This window comes from Amycolatopsis sp. DSM 110486, from assembly GCF_019468465.1.
In the GTDB taxonomy this organism is placed as follows: Bacteria; Actinomycetota; Actinomycetes; order Mycobacteriales; family Pseudonocardiaceae; genus Amycolatopsis.
In genome coordinates this window covers 3,280,916-3,303,017 of record NZ_CP080519.1, presented here as the reverse complement: position 1 = coordinate 3,303,017, position 22,102 = coordinate 3,280,916, and the positions used below count along the sequence as shown (strand labels likewise).

Below are 22,102 nucleotides of genomic sequence, written 5' to 3'. Positions count from 1 at the left end.
TCTCATGCAGACCTGGGCGGAAAAAAGGGCAAGGAGCGGACCGATCCGGTCAGCCGCACCCGGGCCTTGCTGGGCATGTCCTGTTTGTCCGGTCGTGAACGCTGTTGCCCCCGCGTCCGCGACGTGGTGTCCATAAGGGAACAACAGACCGCAGGGTGTCGCGCACTCACTTACCGTTACCTCGCCGGCTCCGGTAAGCCTTCTCGAACCTCGGAAGTGTGAAGCGGCGTCACGGCATTTGCGATGAACCGTCCTCACGACGACGTCGTGTTGGCGGAGAGCAGCTTCGACTACATGTCGACAATCGAAGAAAAATCCAACCAGAGGAGAAGAGCATGGCTTCGCAGGACGGCGCCAAGGTCGATACCGGGATCATGCGTCAGGGTGCGAGCACGATCACCAGCACCGGTGACGGGATCACGAGCACCGGGGGCCAGGTGGACTCGACCATGCAGGAACTGCTCGGCACCTGGCGGTCGGACTCCGCCACGATCTTCCACCAGGCCATGGGCGAGTTCGACAACACGGTGAAGAAGATCGTGCAGCGCCTGACCACGCTTTCCGAGCACGTCACGCAGGGCGCGGCGGACTACGACCGCGGCGACGAGGACAACACCTCGACGGCTCGCGCGCAGGCCGCTGCCATCGGCGGCGGCGGCCTCAACGGCTTCTGATCTGCTCGAAACCAACCCAGCTTTCTCCTGAGAGGACAGATCCATGGCTCTGGGCAACTTCCAGATCAACTTCGCCGTGATGGGCGACACCGTCAACACGGCCAAGCAGCAGGCGCAGCAGATCACCTCGCTGCTGGAAGAGATGCACAGCAAGATCCAGGCGCAGCGCGAGCACTGGACCGGTTCGGCGGCCGACGAGTTCCAGTCGACCTACGAGTGGTGCCACCAGCAGGCCCAGGTCCTGCCGCAGGCCCTCGACGCCGCTTCGCAGACCCTGTCGCACATCAACGAGGGCACCTCGACCACCGAGAGCGGCAACGCGCAGCGGTTCGCGCAGCGCTGATGCCGGCGTCGCGGGTCCCCGGGGCGCGGTGGGTCACCCGCCGCGCCCTCGGTGTCCCCACCGGGTCCGCAGACCTGAAAGGACAGTGAGCACTCATGGCATTCGACCCAGTCGTCTTCGAATCGGCGAAGACAGTGATGGACTCCATCAACGGCGACGGGAACAACACCCCGGCGTCGACGAGCGGCCCGTTCAAGAGCCCTGGTGACCAGACCCCGCCGCCGGTCGACAACCAGTGGATCCCGCAGGGCAACGTCACCACGCCGCCCGCGGTCCCCGGTGGCGCCGACCGCCCCGGCAAGGGCGTGACCACGGTCAACACCGAGGCGATGCGCACGTTCGCCACGAACATGCAGACCCTCGCCGACGGCCCGCTCAAGGACCTGCCCGGCCAGCTCGACGGCATCACCGTCAAGCCCGGTATCTTCGCCACCGCCAACGGCAAGATCACCCAGCCGATCGTCGGGCCGGGCGGGGTGCGCGACACCACGCGCGCCACGATCCAGGACCTCATCACGTCGCTGCACGACCTTTCCGAAGCCGTGAACACGGCGTCGAAGGCCTACGACGACGCGGACGAGGCCAACAACATGACGATGGACAAGTACAACCAGTACTTCGGCAACGTCAGCAACGAAATCAACAACGCGGGCAACAAGCACAGCTGACCGGTCCCACGGGGGCGGCGGTCCCAGGTTCGAGGCGAACGAGGGAAGATGGCAGACAACCCGAATAACAGCAACGGGTTCCAGCAGGACGACGACGGCATCTGGCCCGATTCCAGCAGCAACGGGAAATCGAACACCACCGGGGACCCCGGCAAGGACTTCGACGGGCTGACCTGGAAGCAGATCGAGGCCGCCATCCTCGGCGGCGGTTCGATGACCGGCGGTCAGGACAATCTGGACCGGGCCTACGGCAACGTCAACTGGCAGTCGCTGCAGGCCGCCGCCGGCGTGTTCCAGACGACGCAGCTGAACCTCGCCGCCATCTCCCAAGCCATCAAGGACCAGACCGCCGCTCTCGCGGGCGACGACGGGCCGTGGAAGGGCACCGCCGCCGACAACTTCAAGGTCCTGGCCGCCAACCTGAGCGGTAAGTTCGACGCCCTCGTGCACATGATCACCGACGGCGGTGGCGGTGCGCGCGACATCCCGACCCAGCTCGTGAACTCCGCCGCCTACCTGCAGTGGGCGCAGAACACCCTTCGCTACATCGACAGTTACTACGCCGAGCAGATCATCGCGCGCGGCAAGGTGCTCGGCGACGGGCGGGCCTTCATCTCGCAGTTCCCCGACGCGGTCGAGATGATGACCAACGACATGCGTCAGGTCGGCAACCAGCTCGCCGGGAAGTACAACACCGTCGCGACCTCCAGCTACACCCCGCCGCCGCCCGGCCAGGCCCCGCCGCCCCCGCCGCCGAACGTCCCGCCGCCCGGCGGCGGCGACAACCTGCCGCCGCCCCCGAACATCCCGCCGCCCGCCGACATCCCGCCTCCCGGCGGGGGTGCCGGTGGTGGCGACGGCGGTGGTGGCGCGGGCAATGTCCCGCCGCCGAACATCCCGCCGCCCCCGGGTGACACCGGTGGCGGTGACGGGACCGGTGGCGCCGGCAACCCGCCGCCCCTCAACGCCGCGGCCATCCCGCCGCCTCCCGGTGACCTCGGTGGCGGTGACACCGGTGCCGGCGACCCGCCGCCGTTCCAGAACCTCAACGTGGCGCCGCCCAACCTCGACACGTCCGGTGGCGGTGGTCCCGGTGGCGGGCCCGGTGGTGCCGGGCTGAGCAACTTCGACACCACGCCGCCTCCGCTCACGTCGCCGAACCTGCCGCCGCCCCCGGGCTCGATCGGTGGCGACGACGGCGGGCAGAACGGTGGCCAGAACGGTGGTCTGGGCAACCTGCCCCCGTTCACCTCGCCCAACCTGACGCCGCCGCCCGGCTCGACGGGCAGCAACAACGGCGCAAACAACGGCGGGACCAACCTCGCCGACATCAAGCCGCCCGCGCTCACGCCGCCGCCCGGTGACGTCAAGGGCGGCGGTGGCCCCGGCAGCACAGGTGGCGGTGGTGGTCTCGGCGACATCAAACCGCCGGCCCTCACGCCGCCGCCGGGCAGCGCCGGCCTGGGCAACAACCTGTCGAGCAACGCGCTGAACCCGTCGGACCTGCCGCCGGGCTTGCAGGACGGCAGCAACAACGGCAACCAGGGCGCCATTCCGCCGCCGTCGATGATGCCGCCGCCGACCGGCGCGGGTGGTGCCGGTGGTCTGGGCAACCAGGGCAGCGAGCGGCCCGACTCCGCGGGCCTGCTCGGTGGCGTGGACAAGCCGTGGCTCTCGGACATCCCGAAGGGCATCGGCGACCCGACCTCGCTCGGCGAGACCCCGCCGCTGAGCCACGCTTCGTGGGCGCCGCCGCCCGGTGACGCCGGTGGGACCGGCGGCGCGGGTGGTGCGAACCTCGACGGCGTCGGCGGCCTCGGTGGCGCGGGCTCGGACGGTCCCGGTGGGATCAAGGGGCTGGACTCCAGCAACCTCGTGCCGCCGCCGGACCTGCCTCAGTCGCTGGCGGACCCGAACGGGACGAACGGTCCCGGCCAGGTCGGTGCCGGCGGTGCGGGCTCGGGCACGCCGATGATGCCGCCGGGCGGCGCGGGTGGTGGCGCGGGCGGCCTGGGCAACCAGGGCAGCGAGCGGCCCGACTCCGCGGGTCTGCTCGGGGGCATCGACAAGCCGTGGCTCACCGACGTCCCGCAGGGCATCGGCGACCCGACCTCGTTCGGGGAGACGCCGCCGCTCAAGTCGGCGTCGTGGGCTCCGCCGCCCGGAGCGGACGCGGGCGTCGGCGGTGTCGGTGACCTCGGTGGTGCCGGTGACGGCGGCGGGATCGACGGCGTGAAGGGGCTCGACTCGAGCAACCTCGTGCCGCCGCCGGACCTGCCTCAGTCGCTGGCCGACCCGAACGGGACGAACGGTCCCGGCCAGGTCGGCGCCGGTGGCGCGGGCTCGGGCATGCCGATGATGCCGCCGGGTGGCGCGGGAGGCGGGGCGGGTGCGAACGCGCCGGCCGCCGACCGGCCCGACTCGGCCGGTCTGCTCGGTGGCGTGGACAACGCGTGGCTGGCGAACTCGTCGGCCGGTGTCGGTGACCCGAACTCGTTCGGGGACACCCCGCCGTCGAAGTCGGCCGACTGGGCGCCGCCGGCACTGTCCTCTGTGGACGGCCTCGACACGCTCGCCGTGCACGACACCGACAACACCGGCACGCCGGGCATGGCCGCCCCGCCGCAGAACGGCATGGGCGGCCCGGCGCCGACGGGCACCGCGACCGACCGGCCCGACTCCGCGAGCCTGCTCGACGCCACCACGCAGCCGTGGACGAACGGCCAGGTCCCGGCGGGCGCCGGCGACCCGGCCGTGCTCAGCGACACCCCGGCGGCGCCCGCGACGTCGTGGTCGACGCAGCCCGACCCGGTGCCTGCCGCGCCGGTGCCGGTGGACATCACTCCGGTCACCCCGGTGCCGGTCGACGCCACTCCGGTCCACCCGACGCCGGTCCACCCGGCGCCCGTCGAAGCCACCCCGGTCGAGACGGCGACCCCCGACGACCCGGCCCCCGTCACGGGCTGGGGCACCGGCGACCAGCCGGCAGCCGGCTCGGCTGGCTGGGCGACGAGCGCGGTCCCGGCCGTCCCCGTCGTGGTGCCGCCCGTGCAGGCGGGCTGGGGTGTGGCCGGCTCGGCCGCGACCCCGGCGACCCCCGCCACGCAATCGGCCCCGAACACGCAGAACTCCGAGCAGCACAACGACAAGCACGACGACCGCGAAGGCGCGACCGCGGGCGGCGTCGGCGGTGGCGAGCCCGACGAGGTGCGCATCGCTGTGGTCCAGGCCGCGGAGGTCGTGGACACCTCGGCGTGGGACGCCGGCACGGCCGACTTCCTGCCGGGCCTGCTGCCTTCCTCGGTGTTCGCGCAGCGCGAGGAGCGGGAGGAGGACTTCGTCACCGACTTGGTGGAGCGCTCGGACAAGCCGTGGCGCCCGGCGGGTGGCACGGAGGACTCGCCGCACCTCGCGACGTACCAGCGGGTGCGGACCGGCCAGGGCGAGTTCTTCGCCGACGAGTTGCCCACGAACGGCGGACCCGACCCCTACGAGCTCGAGTCCGAAGAGGACACTGCGGAAGTCGAAGAGGGCGAAGAGGAAGAAGAGGCCGAACGCACGATGGCGGACCTGCTGAGCCAGGACGAGTCCGCGTGGGGTCGCCCGGCGAGCCGGCCTTCGGGCGTGCTCGAGTGACGGGGAACGTTCGGAAGGAGGTGCACCGGTGAGTACTGAGACGGTCAAGCGTGGCCCGCGGGTCGCGGGTCCGGAGCTGCCCGAGGGGCAGGAAGACCTGCAGGAGCCGCCGGTGCTCGCCGAGCCGGCGGCCCGGGACTTCAACTCGCTGTTGATGATGCTGCCGATGGGCATCGGGTCGATGGTGATGATCCTGGCGTTCTCGGGCGTCGGCGGCAGCTCGCCGATGACGTACGTGCTCGGTGGCGGCATGGGCGTGTCGATGATGGCCATGAGCCTGGGCCAGCTGTCGCGGGCGGCGGGTGAGCGCAAGCGGAAGATGAAGGCCGAGCGGCGCGACTACCTGCGTTACATCGCGCAGGTCCGCGAGCGCGCCCGGTCGACGGCGGAGCACCAGCGGCGGGCGGTGGCGTGGAACAACCCGTCGCCGGATTCGCTGTGGTCGCTGGCTATGGGGCCGCGGCTGTGGGAACGGCGGGTGAGCCACGACGACTTCGGCCGCGTGCGCATCGGGCTGGGGTCGCAGCAGTCGGCGCTGGAGCTGATGCCGCCGGTGACGAAGCCGATCGAGGACCTGGATCCGCTGTCGGCGATCTCCTTGCGGCGCTTCACCGAGACGTACCGGACGTTGTCGGGCATTCCGACGGCGGTGGGGCTGCGCAGCTTCACGAGCGTGGAGTTCGACGGCGACCCCGAGGCCGCCGTCGGTCTGGTGCGGGCGATGCTCGCGCAGCTGATCACGTTCCACTCGCCGGATGAGCTGCGCGTGGCGGTGTTGACGACCGAGGCCGCCCAGTCGCAGTGGGACTGGGTGAAATGGATGCCGCACAACAACCACCCGACGTTCCGCGATCCGGCAGGTCCGTTGCGGTTGCTGGCGACGGATCACGACGAGCTGATGGACATCCTGGGCCCGGACGTCGCCGACCGCGACGACCACGACAAGGCAGTGGGTCCGACCACGACCGAGCCGCTCGTGGTGATCGTGGCGCACCTGGCGCCGATCCCGGAGTCGTCGCGGCTGGTGGGCGCGGGTCTGCGCAACGTGGTGCTGCTCGACGTCACGGGCGCGCTGCCCGGTGGCCCGAAGGTGCTGCGGCTGACGACGAAGGACGACCTCGTCGAGTTTCCCGCCGGCACGGGCGCGGGTTCGGCGTTGCGCGACGAGCTGTCGGTGACGCAGGCCGAGGGCCTGGCGCGGTTGCTGGCGCCGAAGCGCACGAGTGGCACGTTGGAGATCGCGGAGCAGCCGCTGGAAAGCGACTTCGGGTTGACGGCGTTGCTGAACATCAAGGACGTGCACACGTTCGACATCCCGGCCCAGTGGCGGCCGCGCGCGGTGCAGCGGGCGCGGATGTCGGTCCCGATCGGCGTGACCGAAGAGGGCGAGATCGTCGAGCTGGACCTGAAGGAATCGGCGCAGGGCGGCATGGGCCCGCACGGCATGCTGATCGGCGCGACGGGTTCGGGCAAGTCGGAGCTGCTGCGCACGCTGGTGCTGGGGCTGGCGGCGACGCACTCGTCGGAGATCTTGAACTTCGTGCTGGTGGACTTCAAGGGTGGCGCGACGTTCCTGGGGATGGACCGGCTGCCGCACACCTCCGCGATGATCACCAACCTGGCCGACGAGCTGCCGCTGGTCGACCGTATGCAGGACTCGCTCAACGGTGAGATGGTGCGTCGACAGGAACAGTTGCGTGCCAGCGGTTATCCGTCGTTGTACGAGTACGAGAAGGCGCGCGCGGCCGGTGAGCAGCTGGCGCCGATGCCGACGTTGTTCCTGGTGGTGGACGAGTTCTCCGAGCTGTTGAGCGCGAAGCCGGAGTTCATGGAGCTGTTCGTCTCGGTCGGGCGGCTGGGCCGGAGCCTCGGTGTGCACCTGCTGCTCGCGTCGCAGCGGCTGGACGAGGGCCGCATCCACCGCGTGGAGGGCCACCTGTCCTACCGGATCGCGCTGCGCACGTTCTCCTCGATGGAGTCGCGCAGTGTGATCGGGGTCGGCAGCGCGTATGAGCTGCCTTCGGAGCCGGGCAACGGTTTCCTCAAGATCGACACGACGAACCTGGTGCGGTTCAAGGCCGCGTACGTGTCCGGTCCCGTGCCCGCCGGCGGCGGCGAGGGCCACTCGGACGCCGCGCGCGTGAGCCGCGAGGTGGTTCCGTTCTTCACCCAGTCGCGCCCGAGCCGGTTCATCATCCGCGACGACGAGCCGGACCCCGCCGAGAAGAAGATGTCCGATGTGGACGCTCTCGACGCGGCGCCGGTCGGCCCGACGCTGGCCGACGTGTTCGTCGACCGGCTCACGGGCGCGGGTCCGGCGGCGCGGCAGGTGTGGCTGCCGCCGCTGGCGGAGTCGCCGAGCCTCGACTCGCTGCTGCCCAGCGTGCTGCCCGACCCGGTGCGCGGCATGAGCGTGCAGGACCCGGCGCACCACGGTCGCCTGCGGGTGCCGATGGGCATGATCGACCGGCCGTTCGAGCAGGTGCGCGAGCTGCTGATGGCCGACCTGTCCAGTGCCGCGGGCCACGTGGCCGTGGTGGGTGGCCCGAAGACGGGCAAGTCGACCATCGTCCGCACCCTCGTGCTGGCACTGGCGATGACGCACACGCCGCAGGAAGTCCAGTTCTATGGGCTGGACTTCGGTGGTGGCGGCATCATGTCGATCAACGGCCTGCCGCACGTCGGCTCGGTCGCCACGCGCCTCGAGCGTGACCGCGTGGTGCGGACCATCGAAGAGATCTCGCAGATCATGGAGTACCGCGAGAACGTGTTCTCCGAGCGTGGGGTCGAGTCGATGGAGGTCTACCGGCAGCTGCGCCGGCGCGGCCAGATCGACGACCCGTTCGGCGACGTCTTCCTGGTCATCGACGGCTGGTACAGCCTCAAGAACGACTACTCGGAGCTGGAGCAGAAGATCGGCGAGCTGGCCTCGCGCGGTCTGTCGTTCGGCATCCACGTGGTGATCGCGTCCACGCGCTGGTCGGAGATCCGTCCGTACCTGCGCGACCTGCTGCAGACCCGGTTCGAGCTGCGCCTGGGTGACCCGATGGAGTCGGAGATCGGCTCGCGCAAGGCCAAGACGGTGCCGAACCAGCCCGGCCGCGGCATGACGCCGGACGGGCTGCACTTCCTGGCGGCCCTGCCGCGCATGGACGGCAGCTCGGCGACCGACGACCTGGCGGCGGCGACCAAGGCCGTGGCCGAAGAGGTGCACACGTTCTGGCCGGGCCGCAAGGCGCCGGCGGTGCGGATGCTGCCGAACACGTTGCCGATCAGCGAGCTCCCCCGGCCGGACGGCGACCTGCGGATCGCTCTGGGCCAGGACGAGCAGCGGCTGCTGCCCGTGTGGCACAACTTCGAGGCCACGCCGCACCTGCTCACCTTCGGCGACAACGAGACCGGCAAGACCAACCTGCTGCGGCTGGTCATCCGCTCGGTGCTCGCGCGCTACCAGCCGAGCGAGGCGAAGATCGTGCTCGCCGACCCGAGCCGCACGCTCGACACGGAGGTCCCCGAGGCCTACCGCGTCGGCTACGCCACCACCACGGAGGCGTTGCAGGAGCTCGCCGCGCAGGCGAGCGTGTCGCTCACCCCGCGCGTGCCGGACCAGTCCATCACCGCGGACCGGCTCAAGCGCCGCGACTGGTGGACGGGGCCGAGGCTGTTCTTCGTGGTCGACGACTACCAGCTGCTCACCGGCGGAATGGGCTCGCCGCTGGAGCCGTTGCTGTCGCTGCTTTCCCAAGGCTCTTACATCGGGTTCCACCTCATCGTCGCGCGCAGCACCTCCGGTGCGATGCGGGCGCTGAGCGACCCGGTGATCCGCCGGGCGTGGGAGCTCGGCAGCCCCGGCGTGGTCTTCTCCTACCCCAAGGAAGAAGGCAAGTTCCTCGGCGAGGCGACCCCGCGCAACCTGCCCGCGGGCCGCGCGCAGCTGGTCACCCGCCGCGGCGTGAAGCTCGTGCAGACGGGTTACGTGCCGCTGGGCGCGGAAGCCGAGCAGCAGCAGCTGGTGGGCGGCCTGCGATGAGCACTTACGACGACAGCGCTTCCGATGACAACGCGCGCGCTGGAAGGAGCCGACGTTGACAGCCATGCAGGGCGAGCTCTGCCGGATCACGGTGTACGGGCCGCAGGGGCGGGCCGACCTGGCCGTGCCGATGTCGGTGCCGCTCACGAGCCTGCTGCCGGTGCTGCTGCGCCACACCGGCGGCCGCGAGGACCTGGCCGACACGTGGGTGCTGCAGCGCCTCGGTGAGGCCCCGCTCGACGCGGCCGGCACGCCGGAGTCGCTGGACTGGAAGGAGGGCGAGGAGTTCCACCTCCGCCCCCGCCTGGACCCGCTGCCGGAGCTCGACTTCGACGACATCGCCGACGGCATGGCCACCGCGGTCAGCCGTCAGCCCGGCCGCTGGAAGCCGGAGTTCAACCGCTGGCTGTTCCTCGGCTTCGCGATCTTCGCGCAGGTCGTGCTGGCGTGGATCCTGCTCATGCCGGGTCCGCTGGGCCTGTCGGCGATCGGGACCGCCGTCGTGGCGCTGGGTCTGGTCGTGTCCGCGGTCGCGTGTGGCGTGCGCTCCGAAGACAACGCGCTGCTCTTGCTGCTCGGCCTCGGCGGCTGCGGGTTCGCGGCCATCGCCGGTGCCGTGGGCGTGGCCGGGGTCGGCGCCGCGTTCGACCTGCAGGGCGCGCCGATCCTCGTTGGCTCGCTGACGTTCGCGCTGGCCGGTGGCCTGCTCATCGGCGGGCGCGCCGCGTGGTCGCCGGGGCTGCCGTTCGTGCCGTTCGGCGCGGTGGTGGCGACGGGTGTCGCCGGCGCCCTCTCGATGTGGCTGCACCTCGGTGCCGGGCTGACCACGACCCAGACGGCCGGCCTCGTGTCGGCCGTACTCATCGCGGTGCTCGTCTTCGCTCCGCGCATCGGCATCCGGTTCGCGCGCATCCGCGGCCCGCAGCTGCCGCGCACCGCGTCGGAGCTGCAGTACGACATCGAGCCCGCGCCCGCGGAGCAGATGGTGCGGCAGACCGCCTACGCCGACGGTTACCTCACGATCTTCTGCATCGCGTCGGCGGTCGTGTTCACCTGCGCGTTCCCGTTCCTCGCGGAGCAGGACCTGTTCCCGAAGCTGCTGGCGTTCCTGGTGGCCGCGGCGGTGCTGATGCGCTCGCGCGCGCTGCTCGGCGCGTGGCAGCGGGTGCCGCTGTCGATCGCCGGCTCGGTCGGGCTGGTGCTGCTCGCGTTGTCGCTGGTCGACCCGATGGCGGCCAACTGGCGCGGGGTGTCGGCCGGCGGGCTGGCGCTGGTGTTCTTCCTGCTGGTGCTGGCGATGCTGCGGCCGCCGCCGCGGCGCCTGCTGCCGATCTGGGGCCACCTGGCCAACTGGACCGAGACGTTGAGCGCGGTGGCGGTGATCCCGATCCTGCTGCAGCTGTTCGGGGTCTACGGCTGGGCGACCGGGCTCACGGCGTGAACGGGGTGAGCTGACATGGTGCAGACGCAGAAGGACCACGTCGAGGCGTATTCGTTCCTCATCGGACGGATGACCTCGGCCCTGGTGCTGGGCGACGCGAGCCACCTCGACGTGCCGGCCAAGCGGACCTGGAACGGGCTGCTCGGCGGCGCGCTGCTGGCCCTGCTGATCGTGGTCGGGTTTTTCGTCTACGGCCTGATCGCGCATCACACCGGCGGGAGTGCGCCGTCTGCACCAGTGGGGGGCACCGGCGGGCCGTCCCACACGGTGCGCATCCCGACGTGAACCGATAGACCTACGCCGCACGTGACAGCTGTGCCGGGAGCTCGGGCCGGTGCCGGTAGGAAGGACGAAGGTGAACATGGACCTCTCGCTGGTGCGTCGCGGGACCGGTGCCTCCGGTACCACCCTCGACAAGCAGACGGTCGGGAACGCTCTTGTCGTCCACCCCGCGACCGGGATGACCGACGAGGCCCAGGCGCTCGCGCTGGGCGTCGCGGCCGACACCGAGCACGACCTGGTCGTCGTGGACCTGCCGGTGGACTCGCCGATCTCGCTGTGGGAGTCGGTGGCGAAGGTCCTGCCGCGGCGCCGTCGCGGCGTGCGGCTCGTGATCGGCGGACGTTCACGCGAGACGTCGGCGCTGGCCGGGCAGTGGCTGTCGGAGCGGATCAACCGCACGGTGCTCGCCCCTGACGGTTCGGTGATCCCGAGCGCCGGCGGTGCCCTGTTCGTCCACTCCGGACGCGGCAGCGGCTGGGTGAAGTTCCAGCCGGGGCGCGCGCCGAAGTGGGAGGCCAAGCGGTTCCCTCGGCCGTCGTGGGACTCCGGGCTCACGGCGGAGCTGACGTCCACGAGTTCGCGCGGGGTCGCGGAGCCGTTGCCGGGTGGGCTGTGGGTGCGGCCGGTCGGCTTCGACCAGGGACAGCGCGCCCACCGCGCGGCGCTGGTCAAGGGCCTGCCCGCGCAGCACGACACGATGACGATCGTGCTGGGCTGCCCCGGCTGCCCGCCGCTGACGCTCGACGACGCGGCCCGCCTGTGGGTGCGGTTGCCGGAGAACGTGCGGGCCAACGCCCGGTTCGTGCAGTACGGCCCGATGTCGGTGCCGGCCGGGACGTCGCTGGGCCAGGCGCTGGCCGACCTGCTGGGCAAGGAGGTCGCGTTCTACACCGGCCTGCCCGTCGGGTCGCCGCAGCTGGTCGACGTGCGCACGGTGCTGTTCGACGGCCGGCTGGGCTGGACCACGTTCGTGCGCGAGATCGGCTACCAGCCGCGCGTGCAGGGCGGGCCGGTGCAGGCGCCGCGCCTGATCAGCCACCGCCCGCCGATCCACGGCCTCAACGAGGTCGCCCCGGCCGTGTACTGGTACTCGCCCGACGCCGTGATCGAGGTCGTGCAGTCCGGCCTGCTGGTGCGCTCGCCGCACGACGGCCGCGACACCCCGGCCGTGCGCTCGCTGACGCTGGACAACTCGATCAACAACCTGACTTTCGACGCGACGAGCGAAGACGCCGCGGACCGCATGCGGATGCTGGCCCAGGACGTGCTCGCGCGGCTCGACGAGAACACGCGGCGCATGAGCCGCGTCCTGCCCGCGCACGCGCTGCTGGCCGAGCGCGGCCGGGTGCAGGTGACAACCAAGGCGCTGGCGGCGATCGAGCAGGGTGACGCGGCTCCGGCCCCAGCGTTGCTGGAGGCCGGCCCGACCGAGGTCGTGATGCCCGGCGGTTACAAGCCGGCCGCGCCCGTTGACCTCGAGGTGGACGTCACGCCGGCGCCGGCGTTGCTGCGGTCCGAGCCGACGATCACGCAGCGCCTCGACCCGGGTGTCGGGGTGCCGCGGTCGCTGGCCGGGGTCGGCAGCCCGATCACGATCACATCGGCTCGGCCGCCGATGGTGCCGGTGGAGGAGTCCTCGAGCGGTCCGTTCGGGGACGGGCAGGACGACAAGCCGGCGGGCCGGCACGGTGCCGGGTTCGCGGGTCCGGTCGGCCCCACGGTGCCTCAGGGCGAGGTTCCGGTTGCGTTCGCGGGTCCGTCGGCGCCGCCGAAGTTCGGGGCGCCCGGCGGTTTCGCGGGCCCGGGCGTGCCGGTTCTCGGTGCGCCGACCGGGTTCTCGGGTCCGGCTGCCCCGCCCGCGCCGATTCCGCCTGCCGCGCCGCCGGTGGGGATGCCGTCGGCTCCGGTGGCTCCGCCCGGTCTGGCCGCTGTGCCCGTGTCGATGCCGCCGGCCGCCACCCCGCCCGTGGGGATGCCGCCCGCGGCCAGGCCTCCGGCCGGGATGCCGCCGGCTGCCACTCCGCCCGCCGGAATGTCGCCTGGCGTGGGGATGCCGCCCGTGGCGCCGCCGTCGGTCGACGCGCCGACCGTGCAGGGACCGGTCGTTCCCGTCGAGACCAACACCGAGAACACCGAGAACACCGAGAACACCGAGAACACCGAGAACACCGAGAACGCTGAGACCAGCGAGAACGCTCAGGCCATCGAAGCCGTCGCCGAGCCGGTCGCCCCGGTCGTTCCGGCCGAGAAGGGCGAGGCGCGCCTGCAGCCCACCCCGGGTGCCGAGGCGACGGCGCTGCTGCCCAAGCGTGGCGCCGAGAAGGAACGCGAGTGGCTGCGCAAGTCGCTCGGCGCGGAGTACGGCCTGATGTCCAACGCCGTGGCCCGCATCCTGTCCGAGCACCCAGGGTTCCAGGGGGCGCTGTCGACGTCGTCGGCGGAGGTGCTCACCGACGCGGTCGCCGTGCAGCTGTACCTCTCGGCCAAGGGCGCGGCCATCGACGGCGCGCTGCGCACCGGCGTCAACGGGCCGCACGTGCCCATCGCGCGCTGCGTGGTCGCGGGCCTGAGCCGGCTGCCCTCGCACCGCGGGCCGGCGACGTTCGCGACGTCCGTGTCGAAGTCCGAGTGGGACCTGTTCCGCTCGCAGAAGGTGCTCACCGAGTGGGGTTTCCTCAACACGCTCACGCAGCCGTCGTCCACTTTGGACGGCGACACCGACCTGCTGGTCTGGTCGATCACGGCCCGCCGCACGAAGCTGCTGGAACCCACCGCCGGTGGCGTGGAGAACCGGGTGCTGTTCGTGCCCGGCACGAGTTTCAAGGTGCTGGACCTGCGCGAGCCTGCCGAGGGCGCGCGCGGGCTGGTGCTGCTGCGGGAACTGACGTCGAGCGAGGTGGACGAGACCGGCAAGGTCGCGTCCGACCGGATCTCGCTCGACGAGCTGGCGCTGGTGTCGCTGCGCCGGGAGCTCGAGGTGTGGGCCGAGGCCGAGGGCCGGGACCCGATCGCCGAGGTGTCCGCGCCGCGGTTCGGGGCGCTCCCGGGGCTGGTGTGAGCGTGGTGTCGAGGCGGGAGAGGCGAAATCGATGAACCGACAGTTGCTCGTGGTCGGCGGTGATCGGCCGGGGGCGTTCCCGACCATCGGCGCCGCGCTGGCGCAGGCGCAGCCGGGGGCCACGATCAGCGTGAACCCGGGTCGCTACGAGGAGAACCTCGTGGTGGACCGGATGGTTTCGCTGGTCGCCGAGCAGGGTGCGGGCACCGTCGAGGTCGTGGCGAGCGAGGGCAGCGTCCTCGTCGCCAACGCCGAGGCCGTGCAGCTGCGCGGGTTCACGCTCACCAGCACCGACAGCAACCTCGTGGCCGTCGACGTGGTGCGCGGCGAAGCGGCGCTGGACGGCTGCCGGATCTCCGGTGCGTCCTGGGCGACGCTGCTCGCGCGCCTGCAGGGCCAGCTCGCGCTGCGCGGCTGCACGGTGACGAGCTCGGCGGGCGCCGGCGTGGTCGTGGCTTCGCCCGCGCAGAGCACGATCGAGGACACGGAGATCGTCGACGCGGCGTCGTCGGGGATCGTGGTGGCCGAGGTCGGGTCCGTGGTGCTGCGCCGGTGTGCGGTGCGCCGCCCGCAGGGCAACGGGATCTGCGTGAACGGCGAGGCGGTGGCAGTAATCGAACACTGCGAGATCACCGGCGCACAAAAACCCGCGATGGTGGTGGAACAACAGGGTCGCGCAACAATCACGGGCCTCACTGTGCGTGAAAGCGCAAATGTTGACCTTTATCTCACGAGTCAGGGCCGGATCTCGGTGGCGAGTTCACAGTTCGTCGCCGCGCCGATGCAGGCGGCGCACGTGGCCGGGTCGTCGGCGCCGCTGCTGCGCGAGTGCGTGTTCTCCGGTGCCGAGCGCAACGCGGTGCAGGCGACGGCGAACGCGGCGCCGCAGTTCGTGGACTGCACGTTCGAGGGGTCGCCGGTCGCGATCCTCGTCGACGGTGAGGCGACGCCGAAGTTCGAGCGCGCGACCGTGCGCGGTTCGACGCAGACGGCGGTGCTCGTGAACGCCGAGGCGGCCGTGAAGATCACCGGCCTGCGGCTGAACACCGAAGCCGGGCCCGGCATTGTCCTTTCCGGACAGTCGCGAATGGAACTGGCCGACGCGTCGATCGAGACCGGCCGCGAGGCGGGCCTGGAGGCCACGGAGTCGGCGCGGGTGACCGTGGCCGACGTCAGAGTGGGCTCGACCGCCGAACACGCCGTGACGCTCGGGGCGAGCACGCCGTCGTCGCTCACCTCGGTGCTGGTGCGCGGCGGCGGCCTTCGTGTGTCGGGCCCGGCCGAAAGTTCGTTGCAAGACTGTGAAATCGCCGAGGCGAAGGCCGACGGGATCACCGTCGCGGGCGGCTCCGTGCTGAGTGCTTCGCGGTGCCGCGTGCGCAGCGCCAAGCGCAACGGTGTGGTGCTGGAAGAGGGTTCGCGCGGATCGCTCGTCGAGTGCGAGGTGCTTGGCGCGGGTGGCGACGGGTTCCTCGTCGAGACGCGCGAGCCGGTGACGATCCGCGACTGTGTGGTCAACGACGCGGGCGGCGAGGCCGTGCATCGTCTTGAGGACGACCAGGCGACGGTGGAGAACGTGAGCACCGACCAGGCGCGCGCGGAATCCTCTTCGCCGAGCGGGTTGTCCTCGGAGTTCCCGTCGACGCCCGACCAGCCGACCGGCCCGCAGAGCGTGAGCGACGCCGCGGGTGAGGTGCTGGACGGGCCGCTGGGTGACCTGGAGTCCCTGGTGGGTCTGGCCGGGGTGAAGAAGGAGGTCACCGGCCTGATCAACCTGATCAAGATGTCCCAGATGCGTGAGCGCATGGGGCTGCCGATGCCGCCGATGAGCCGCCACCTCGTGTTCGCGGGCCCTCCCGGTACCGGTAAGACCACGGTCGCGCGCCTGTACGGCACGGTGCTGGCGGAGCTGGGCATCCTGTCCAAGGGTCACATGATCGAGGTCGCGCGCCAGGATCTGGTGGGCCAGTACATCGGTTCGACGGCGATCAAGACCACCGAGGTGGTCGAGAAGGCCATCGGTGGCGTGCTGTTCATCGACGAGGCGTACACGCTGGCCGCGGGTTCGGGTGGGTCCGGTCCGGACTTCGGTCAGGAAGCCATCGACGCGCTGATGAAGATCATGGAAGACCAGCGTGATTCGCTGGTGGTGATCGTCGCGGGGTACTCGGAGCAGATGGATCTGTTCCTGCAGTCCAACCCCGGTCTGGCGTCGCGGTTCACGCGCACGATCGAGTTCCCGAACTACAGCGTCGACGAGCTGGTCACGATCACGACGGGCTTGACGCGCAAGCACTACTACGAGCTGACCGACGACGCTCTGCAGGCGCTGCGCGAGTACTTCGAGCGGGTGCCGAAGGACGCGACGTTCGGTAACGGCCGTGTGGCGCGCAAGCTGTTCGAGGCGATGGTGAACAACCAGGCTTCGCGGCTGGCGTTGCAGCCGCCGTCGAAGGACTCGGAGCTCAACCGGCTGACGGCCGAGGACCTGCGGGCGGAGCTGGTGCAGCTGCCGTCGGCGGCGGCCGCGGCGGTGTCGGTGGGTTCGGACCCGGCGGCGGCCGTCGGTGCGAGCACGGGCTGGAGCCGGCTGCGGACCCTCGTCGGCCAGACCGGAGTGCGGGAGAACGCGCAGCGCCAGCTGGTGCGCCTGGGCGGGCTGAAGCAGGAGCGGCAGCCGCTCGGGCACCTGGCGAACCTGGTGATCAGCGGCGAACGCGGGTCCGGGCGGGCCGAGTTCGCGAAGCTGTACGCGTTGAGCCTGGCGGAGCTGGGGCTGGTGAACGTCGGGCAGCTCGTGCGTTGCTCGGTGGCCGCCGACCTGTACCCGCGCTGGCCGGGGCAGGCCGAGCACCTCGTGCGCACAGCCATGAACGACGCCAGTGGCGGCGTGCTCGTGCTCGATGTGGACGGTGACTGGGAGATCGCGACGCACAGCTCGGGCGCGGAGGTCGTCGAGGCTGTCGCAGAGGCCGTGACGCGCCGTCCGGCTGACCCGGTGGTGGTGCTGACCGGGCAGACGCAGCGGGTGGCCGCGCTGCTGGGTGTGGTGCCCGCGTTGCGGAGCTCGTTCACCGTCGGGTGGGAGCTCGGCGAGTACACAGTGGACGAACTGGCGGAGATCGCCGTGCGGCTGCTGGTGCGGCGCGGTCACGACGTCCCTGACGACGTCCGGGACGCGCTGGCCCACGAGCTGGCGTCGGCTTCGGAGCACACCGTGCACGCGGCTCACGAGCTGGCGCGGACGTTGTCGGTGGCGGCCGCGTCGCGCACGCTCGCGGCCGCGGACCTGCGCGGGATCCGTCCACCTGAGACCGGAGCGCTGGCGCTGGGCCCGGGCCTGGCGTCGGTCGGCTGAGGAGGTAACGCATGAGTTCGCCGTACCAGAAGATGCTGGACGACGCCATGGGCGCCTACCAGCAGCAGCGTGATCGGTTCGAGGAGAACCGCAAGCAGGTGGATTCGCTCACGACCAGCGCCACGTCGGCGCGGCGCGAGGTGACCGCGACGGTGTCGCGCACCGGTGAGCTGACCGAACTTTCCTTCCCCACCAGTGTGTACAAGAGGATGGCGCCGGCCGAGCTGGCGGCGGTGATCGTGAAAACGGTCGAGGAGGCGCGGCAGAAGTCGATCAGCGCCTCGGCGGAGGCGATGGCACCGATGCTGCCGCCCGGGCTCTCGGCGCAGGACTTGATGAGCGGCCGCGTGGACGTGCGGGCGTTGTTCTCGGGACGTGTTCCCGGCATGGAGGAAGGGCCCCAGGCATGACTGACGAATTCTTCGTCGACGCGGACGGACTCACCAACAGCGCCAACGGCTTCGCCCAGAAGGCGGGCGAGCTGCGGAGCCTGGCTCAGCGCGTGCAGGCCCTGACCAACCCGAGCACCGTTCTCGCGGCGACCGGCAATGACAAGAACGGCTCGAACTTCGCCAACGTGCACCTCGCGGCGGCCGGCAAGATCTACAACGGACTCGACGCGTGGGCCAAGGCCGTGGACGGCACGACCACGGCGGTGCGCGACATGGCCGACTCGTTCCGCGACGTCGACGAGGGCGCGACGGAGCTCGCGGGATCGTTGCGGACGGACTTCACGCAGCTGAACACGGACGTCAACAGTGGTGGCGACGGCGGTCCGACCGCGCCGTTGCAGGCGCGTGAAGGCACCGCGCTGAAGCCGACGATTCCGTCGAAGCCCGCGCACTGAGTCCTTTGTAGACCCGTTTTGTCGAGGGGGTGAACCCGCGGTGAGCCTGATGGTGGATCCGAGCCTGAACTGGATCTTCTACATCATCGCGGGTGACGCCTGGCCGCAGGGCGACGAGGACGCCATGCGCGCGCTGGCCGACGAGTGGGACGACGTCGCCCGGCGCGTGGCCGAAGCGGGCACCGGCTTCAACCAGATCGCGGGCCGCGTGGCCGCGAACGTCGGCGGCGACGTGCAGAAGAACTTCGTCGACTTCGCCAACAACCTCGGCACGATGGGCACGGACTTCATCGCGGCCGCGCAGGGCCAGGCGCAGGCGTTGCGGGCGCAGGCGCTCGACGTCGAGAAGTCCAAGTACAGCATGTTGATCGCCATCGCGATCACGGCCGCCGACATCATCTGGGCGATGTCGAACCCGTTCACGATGCCGCTGGTGCCGGAGATCTTCGCGGCAGGGCGCACCGCCATCGTGGAGATCGAGCGGACGCTCATGCAGCGCCTGATGAACCTCGCGACGCACCTCGCGGAGGCCGCCGCGGAGGAGGCGGCGGAAGAGATCGCGGAAGAGATGCTCGCGCAGGTCATCCAGATCGCGCAGGGCAACCGCCACGGCCTCGACGGCAAGGCCATCATGCAGTCCGGCGTCCTGGGCGGCATCGGCGGCGCGTTCGCCCACAACTTCCACGGCGCCATGAACAAGTTCGACAACAAGTTCGGCACCAAGTTCGGCAAGAACGTCTGGGGCGCCGCCGCCAACGAAGCCACCACCGAAGTCGTCGTCGGCGGCGCCGGCGCCGCCATCTTCGGCGGCGACACCGACAGCCTCGGCTGGGGCGCCCTCAACGGCGGCCTCTCCGGCGCCGCCTCCCACGGCGCCCACCACGCCGGCCAGTCCCTCCACGACAAACTCAACGGCGGCGGCGACGGCCCGACGGCCAAGGGCCCGAACGGCCCGGGCGACCTGGGTGGGATCAACGGGAATCCGGGTTTGGGGAACCTGTCGGTGCCTCCGCCTCCACCTCCTGCCGCCGGTGGTTCTGGCGGCAACGGCTCTGGTGGTTCCGGTGGCTCGGTTGGCTCCGGCGGCTCTGCTGGCAACAACGGCTCCGGCGCCAACTCGGGCTCCGGCGACACGGGCGGCGACACTGGCGGCGCCAACTCCGGCTCCGGCAACACCGGCGGCGGCAACACTGGGGGCGCGAACACCAGCGGCGGCGCAACCGGTGGCACCAACTCCTCCGGCGGAACCAACTCGGGCAACGGCGCAACCGGCGGCGCAAACACCGGCAGCGGCGCGAACTCGGGCTCTGGCAACACCGGGACTGGGAACGCGGGCAACGCCGGCGCCGGGAACACGGGCAACGCTGGCGCCGAGAACACTGGCAACACCGGCGCAGGCAACACAGGCAACACCGGCGTCGGCAGTTCCGGCAACGCCGGTGCAGGAAATACCGGCAACGCCGGGGGCGGCAACACGGGCAACGCGAGCGCCGGAAACGCTGGCAACGCCGGTGCCGGTAACACCGGAAACACGGGTGCAGGTAATACCGGCAACGCCGGGCCCGGTGACGCCGGCAACGCCGGTGGGAGCAACACTGGCAACACTGACACCGGAAATACGAGCGGCGACAACTCCAGCCCAGGCAACACAAACACCGGAACTGGCAACACCGGCTCGACCGGCAACACCGGAGCCGGAAACACCAGCGGCGACAACTCCGGCGCCAACAGCAACACCGGCACCGGAAACACCGGCTCCACCGTCAACCCGAACGCAGGCGCAGGCAACACGGGCACTGGCAACACAAACACGGGCACTGGCAACACAAACACGGGCGCGGGCAACACCGGCACGGGTAACACGAACACCGGCACGGGTAACACCGGCTCCACCAACACAGGCACCGGCAACACCAACACCGGTCCGGGAAGCACGGGCACCGGCAACACCAACACCGGTCCGGGAAGCACGGGCACCGGCAACACCAACAGCGGCACGGGCGACACCGGCGCGAACGGCTCCGGCACCAAAACCGGCACAAACAACATCGGCGACACTTCGGTACCACCGCCATCAGCGCCGAACTCAGTCAACACCGGCAGCCCGGTCCCACCGCCCTCGGTCCCGGGCGGCGTGAACTCCGACACCGGCAACACAGCCACCCCACCGCCCGTCACCGCTGGCGACCACTCGGCCACCCAGAACGACCCCGGCCTCCCCGGCTTCGGCGGCAACCAGAACACCGGCGCTCCGCCCAACACCCCCACCAACGGCAACGCCACCCAGGCCCCGAACACCACCACCAGCCCCAACACCAGCAACACCGGCACAGGCCCGAACACCTCGGGCACCAACGCGAGTTCGAACAGCAACATCAACACCAGCCCGAACACGACCTCGGGCAACACAAGTTCGAACAACAACATCACCAGTGGGCCAAACAACACCGCCGGCACCACCACGGGGCCGAACACCAACACCGCCACGGCTCCGAACACCACCTCGGGCACCGTGGGTTCGAACAGCAACATCGGCGCAGGTCCGAACACCAACGCGGGTCCGAATAACAACACTGGTACCGGTCCGAACACCACCTCGGGCACCAACGCAAGTTCGAATAGCAACACCGGCGCCGGCTCGAACACCACCTCCGGTACCAACACAGGTTCGAACAACAACACCGGCACCAACACCAACGCGAACCCGAACACCACCGGCAACACCAAGACCACCCCGAACACGACCTCCGACCCAACCTCGACCAAGTCGGTGCCGCCTCCGGTGGCCGGCAGTGTCGGTGGCGTCAGGTCGACTTCGGGACCCGATCAGACCCCGGGGAACATCTCCACCAACCCGAACACCAAGACCAGCACCGACGGCCCGAACCTCACCCCGGCCGCCCAACCGAACACCTCCCCGACGCCCGCACCCCAGAACCTCACCCCCACGCCGGCGCCAAACCAGAACACCTCGCCCTCGCCGACTCCGGCCGAGAACACCTCGCCGGCTCCCAAGTCGAGCGAGAACTTCTCGCCGAACCCGAACCTGGCGACGAACCCGAACGTCTCGCCGACCCCAGTGCCAACGTCGCTGAACACCTCACCGACCCCGGCCCCCTCCACGAACACCGCCTCACCGAAGCCGATCACCACCGGCCCCAAGGCCGACACCAGCTCGAAGTCGCCGAATCCGAAATCCGACTCCAACCCGGACACGGATACCGACACCGAGCCGAACACCACCCCGGCTCCCGCGCCAAAGATCGGCACCAGCCCAACGCCGGCCCCGGCCACCGCGCTCAACACCGAGCCCACCCCCGCCCCGGCCATCACCACCGACTCCGACCTGGCGACGAACATCAAGACCGAACCCTCGCCCAGTGCGGAGACGAAAATCGCGGTCGATCCCGACTCGACCACCGACGTCAAGACCGAGCCGGCCCCGGCGCCGGACATCAAGACCGAGACCGGCTCCGACTCGGCTACCGACATCAACGTCGATCCGAAGCAGGATCTGGCCACAGACACCAAGTCCGAGACCGCTGTCGACTCGGCGACTGAAGTCAAGACCGAGCCGAACGCTGACCCGGCGACCGAGACGAACGCCGACCCCAAGCAGGACTCGGCCACTGACATCAAGTCCGACCCCACGCCGGACGGGGACACCAAGACCAACACCAACCCCGAGACAAACACCAACGCCAACCAGAACCCAGCCGCCAACCAGAACCCGAACCCCACCCCCCGCCGCAACCGCCACACCCC

At 70.7% G+C, this 22,102-nt stretch carries 13 protein-coding genes; 11 read left to right on the top strand and 2 right to left on the bottom strand.

The window, feature by feature from the left end; translation table 11 throughout:
* Positions 1–335 precede the first annotated feature (335 nt).
* From K1T34_RS15955 to K1T34_RS15905, 11 genes are all read left to right on the top strand, one after another.
* On the top strand, positions 336–674 hold the full coding sequence (locus K1T34_RS15955; RefSeq protein ID WP_220245047.1) for a WXG100 family type VII secretion target: 339 nt from the start codon (positions 336–338) through the stop codon (positions 672–674).
* A gap of 43 nt (positions 675–717) precedes the next feature.
* A complete protein-coding gene (locus K1T34_RS15950; protein WP_220245046.1) occupies positions 718–1,017 on the top strand; it encodes a WXG100 family type VII secretion target in 300 nt (99 codons plus the stop codon).
* Positions 1,018–1,112: 95 nt separating this feature from the next.
* Positions 1,113–1,685: an ESX-1 secretion-associated protein gene (locus tag K1T34_RS15945; protein ID WP_255638537.1), complete on the top strand. Its 573-nt coding sequence runs from the start codon at positions 1,113–1,115 to the stop codon at positions 1,683–1,685.
* Positions 1,686–1,733: 48 nt separating this feature from the next.
* A complete protein-coding gene (locus K1T34_RS15940) occupies positions 1,734–5,321 on the top strand; it encodes a WXG100 family type VII secretion target (protein ID WP_220245045.1) in 3,588 nt (1,195 codons plus the stop codon).
* Between the two features lie 28 nt (positions 5,322–5,349).
* Positions 5,350–9,351 (top strand): type VII secretion protein EccCa, encoded by a 4,002-nt coding sequence (gene eccCa / locus K1T34_RS15935; RefSeq protein ID WP_220245044.1) that lies wholly within the window; start codon positions 5,350–5,352, stop codon positions 9,349–9,351.
* A 64-nt stretch (positions 9,352–9,415) separates the two neighbouring features.
* On the top strand, positions 9,416–10,792 hold the full coding sequence (gene eccD, locus K1T34_RS15930) for a type VII secretion integral membrane protein EccD (protein ID WP_255638767.1): 1,377 nt from the start codon (positions 9,416–9,418) through the stop codon (positions 10,790–10,792).
* Between the two features lie 15 nt (positions 10,793–10,807).
* Positions 10,808–11,077, top strand: a complete 270-nt coding sequence (locus K1T34_RS15925; protein ID WP_220245042.1) for a type VII secretion protein EccB — start codon at positions 10,808–10,810, stop codon at positions 11,075–11,077.
* A 76-nt stretch (positions 11,078–11,153) separates the two neighbouring features.
* Positions 11,154–14,132: a hypothetical protein gene (locus tag K1T34_RS15920; protein WP_220245041.1), complete on the top strand. Its 2,979-nt coding sequence runs from the start codon at positions 11,154–11,156 to the stop codon at positions 14,130–14,132.
* Between the two features lie 31 nt (positions 14,133–14,163).
* A complete protein-coding gene (locus tag K1T34_RS15915) occupies positions 14,164–17,490 on the top strand; it encodes a right-handed parallel beta-helix repeat-containing protein (protein WP_220245040.1) in 3,327 nt (1,108 codons plus the stop codon).
* 11 nt (positions 17,491–17,501) lie between these two features.
* Positions 17,502–17,900, top strand: a complete 399-nt coding sequence (locus K1T34_RS15910) for a YbaB/EbfC family nucleoid-associated protein (RefSeq protein WP_220245039.1) — start codon at positions 17,502–17,504, stop codon at positions 17,898–17,900.
* Complete coding sequence (locus tag K1T34_RS15905; RefSeq protein WP_220245038.1) at positions 17,897–18,337, top strand: hypothetical protein; 441 nt, start codon at positions 17,897–17,899, stop codon at positions 18,335–18,337. Before K1T34_RS15910 ends, K1T34_RS15905 begins: the two co-directional genes overlap by 4 nt.
* Before the next feature lie 78 nt (positions 18,338–18,415).
* Here K1T34_RS15905 and K1T34_RS54465 read toward each other — a convergent pair whose 3' ends face one another.
* Positions 18,416–21,079, bottom strand: a complete 2,664-nt coding sequence (locus K1T34_RS54465; RefSeq protein WP_220245037.1) for a hypothetical protein — start codon at positions 21,077–21,079, stop codon at positions 18,416–18,418.
* Positions 21,080–21,163: 84 nt separating this feature from the next.
* Complete coding sequence (locus K1T34_RS15895; protein WP_220245036.1) at positions 21,164–22,078, bottom strand: hypothetical protein; 915 nt, start codon at positions 22,076–22,078, stop codon at positions 21,164–21,166.
* Positions 22,079–22,102 lie beyond the last annotated feature (24 nt).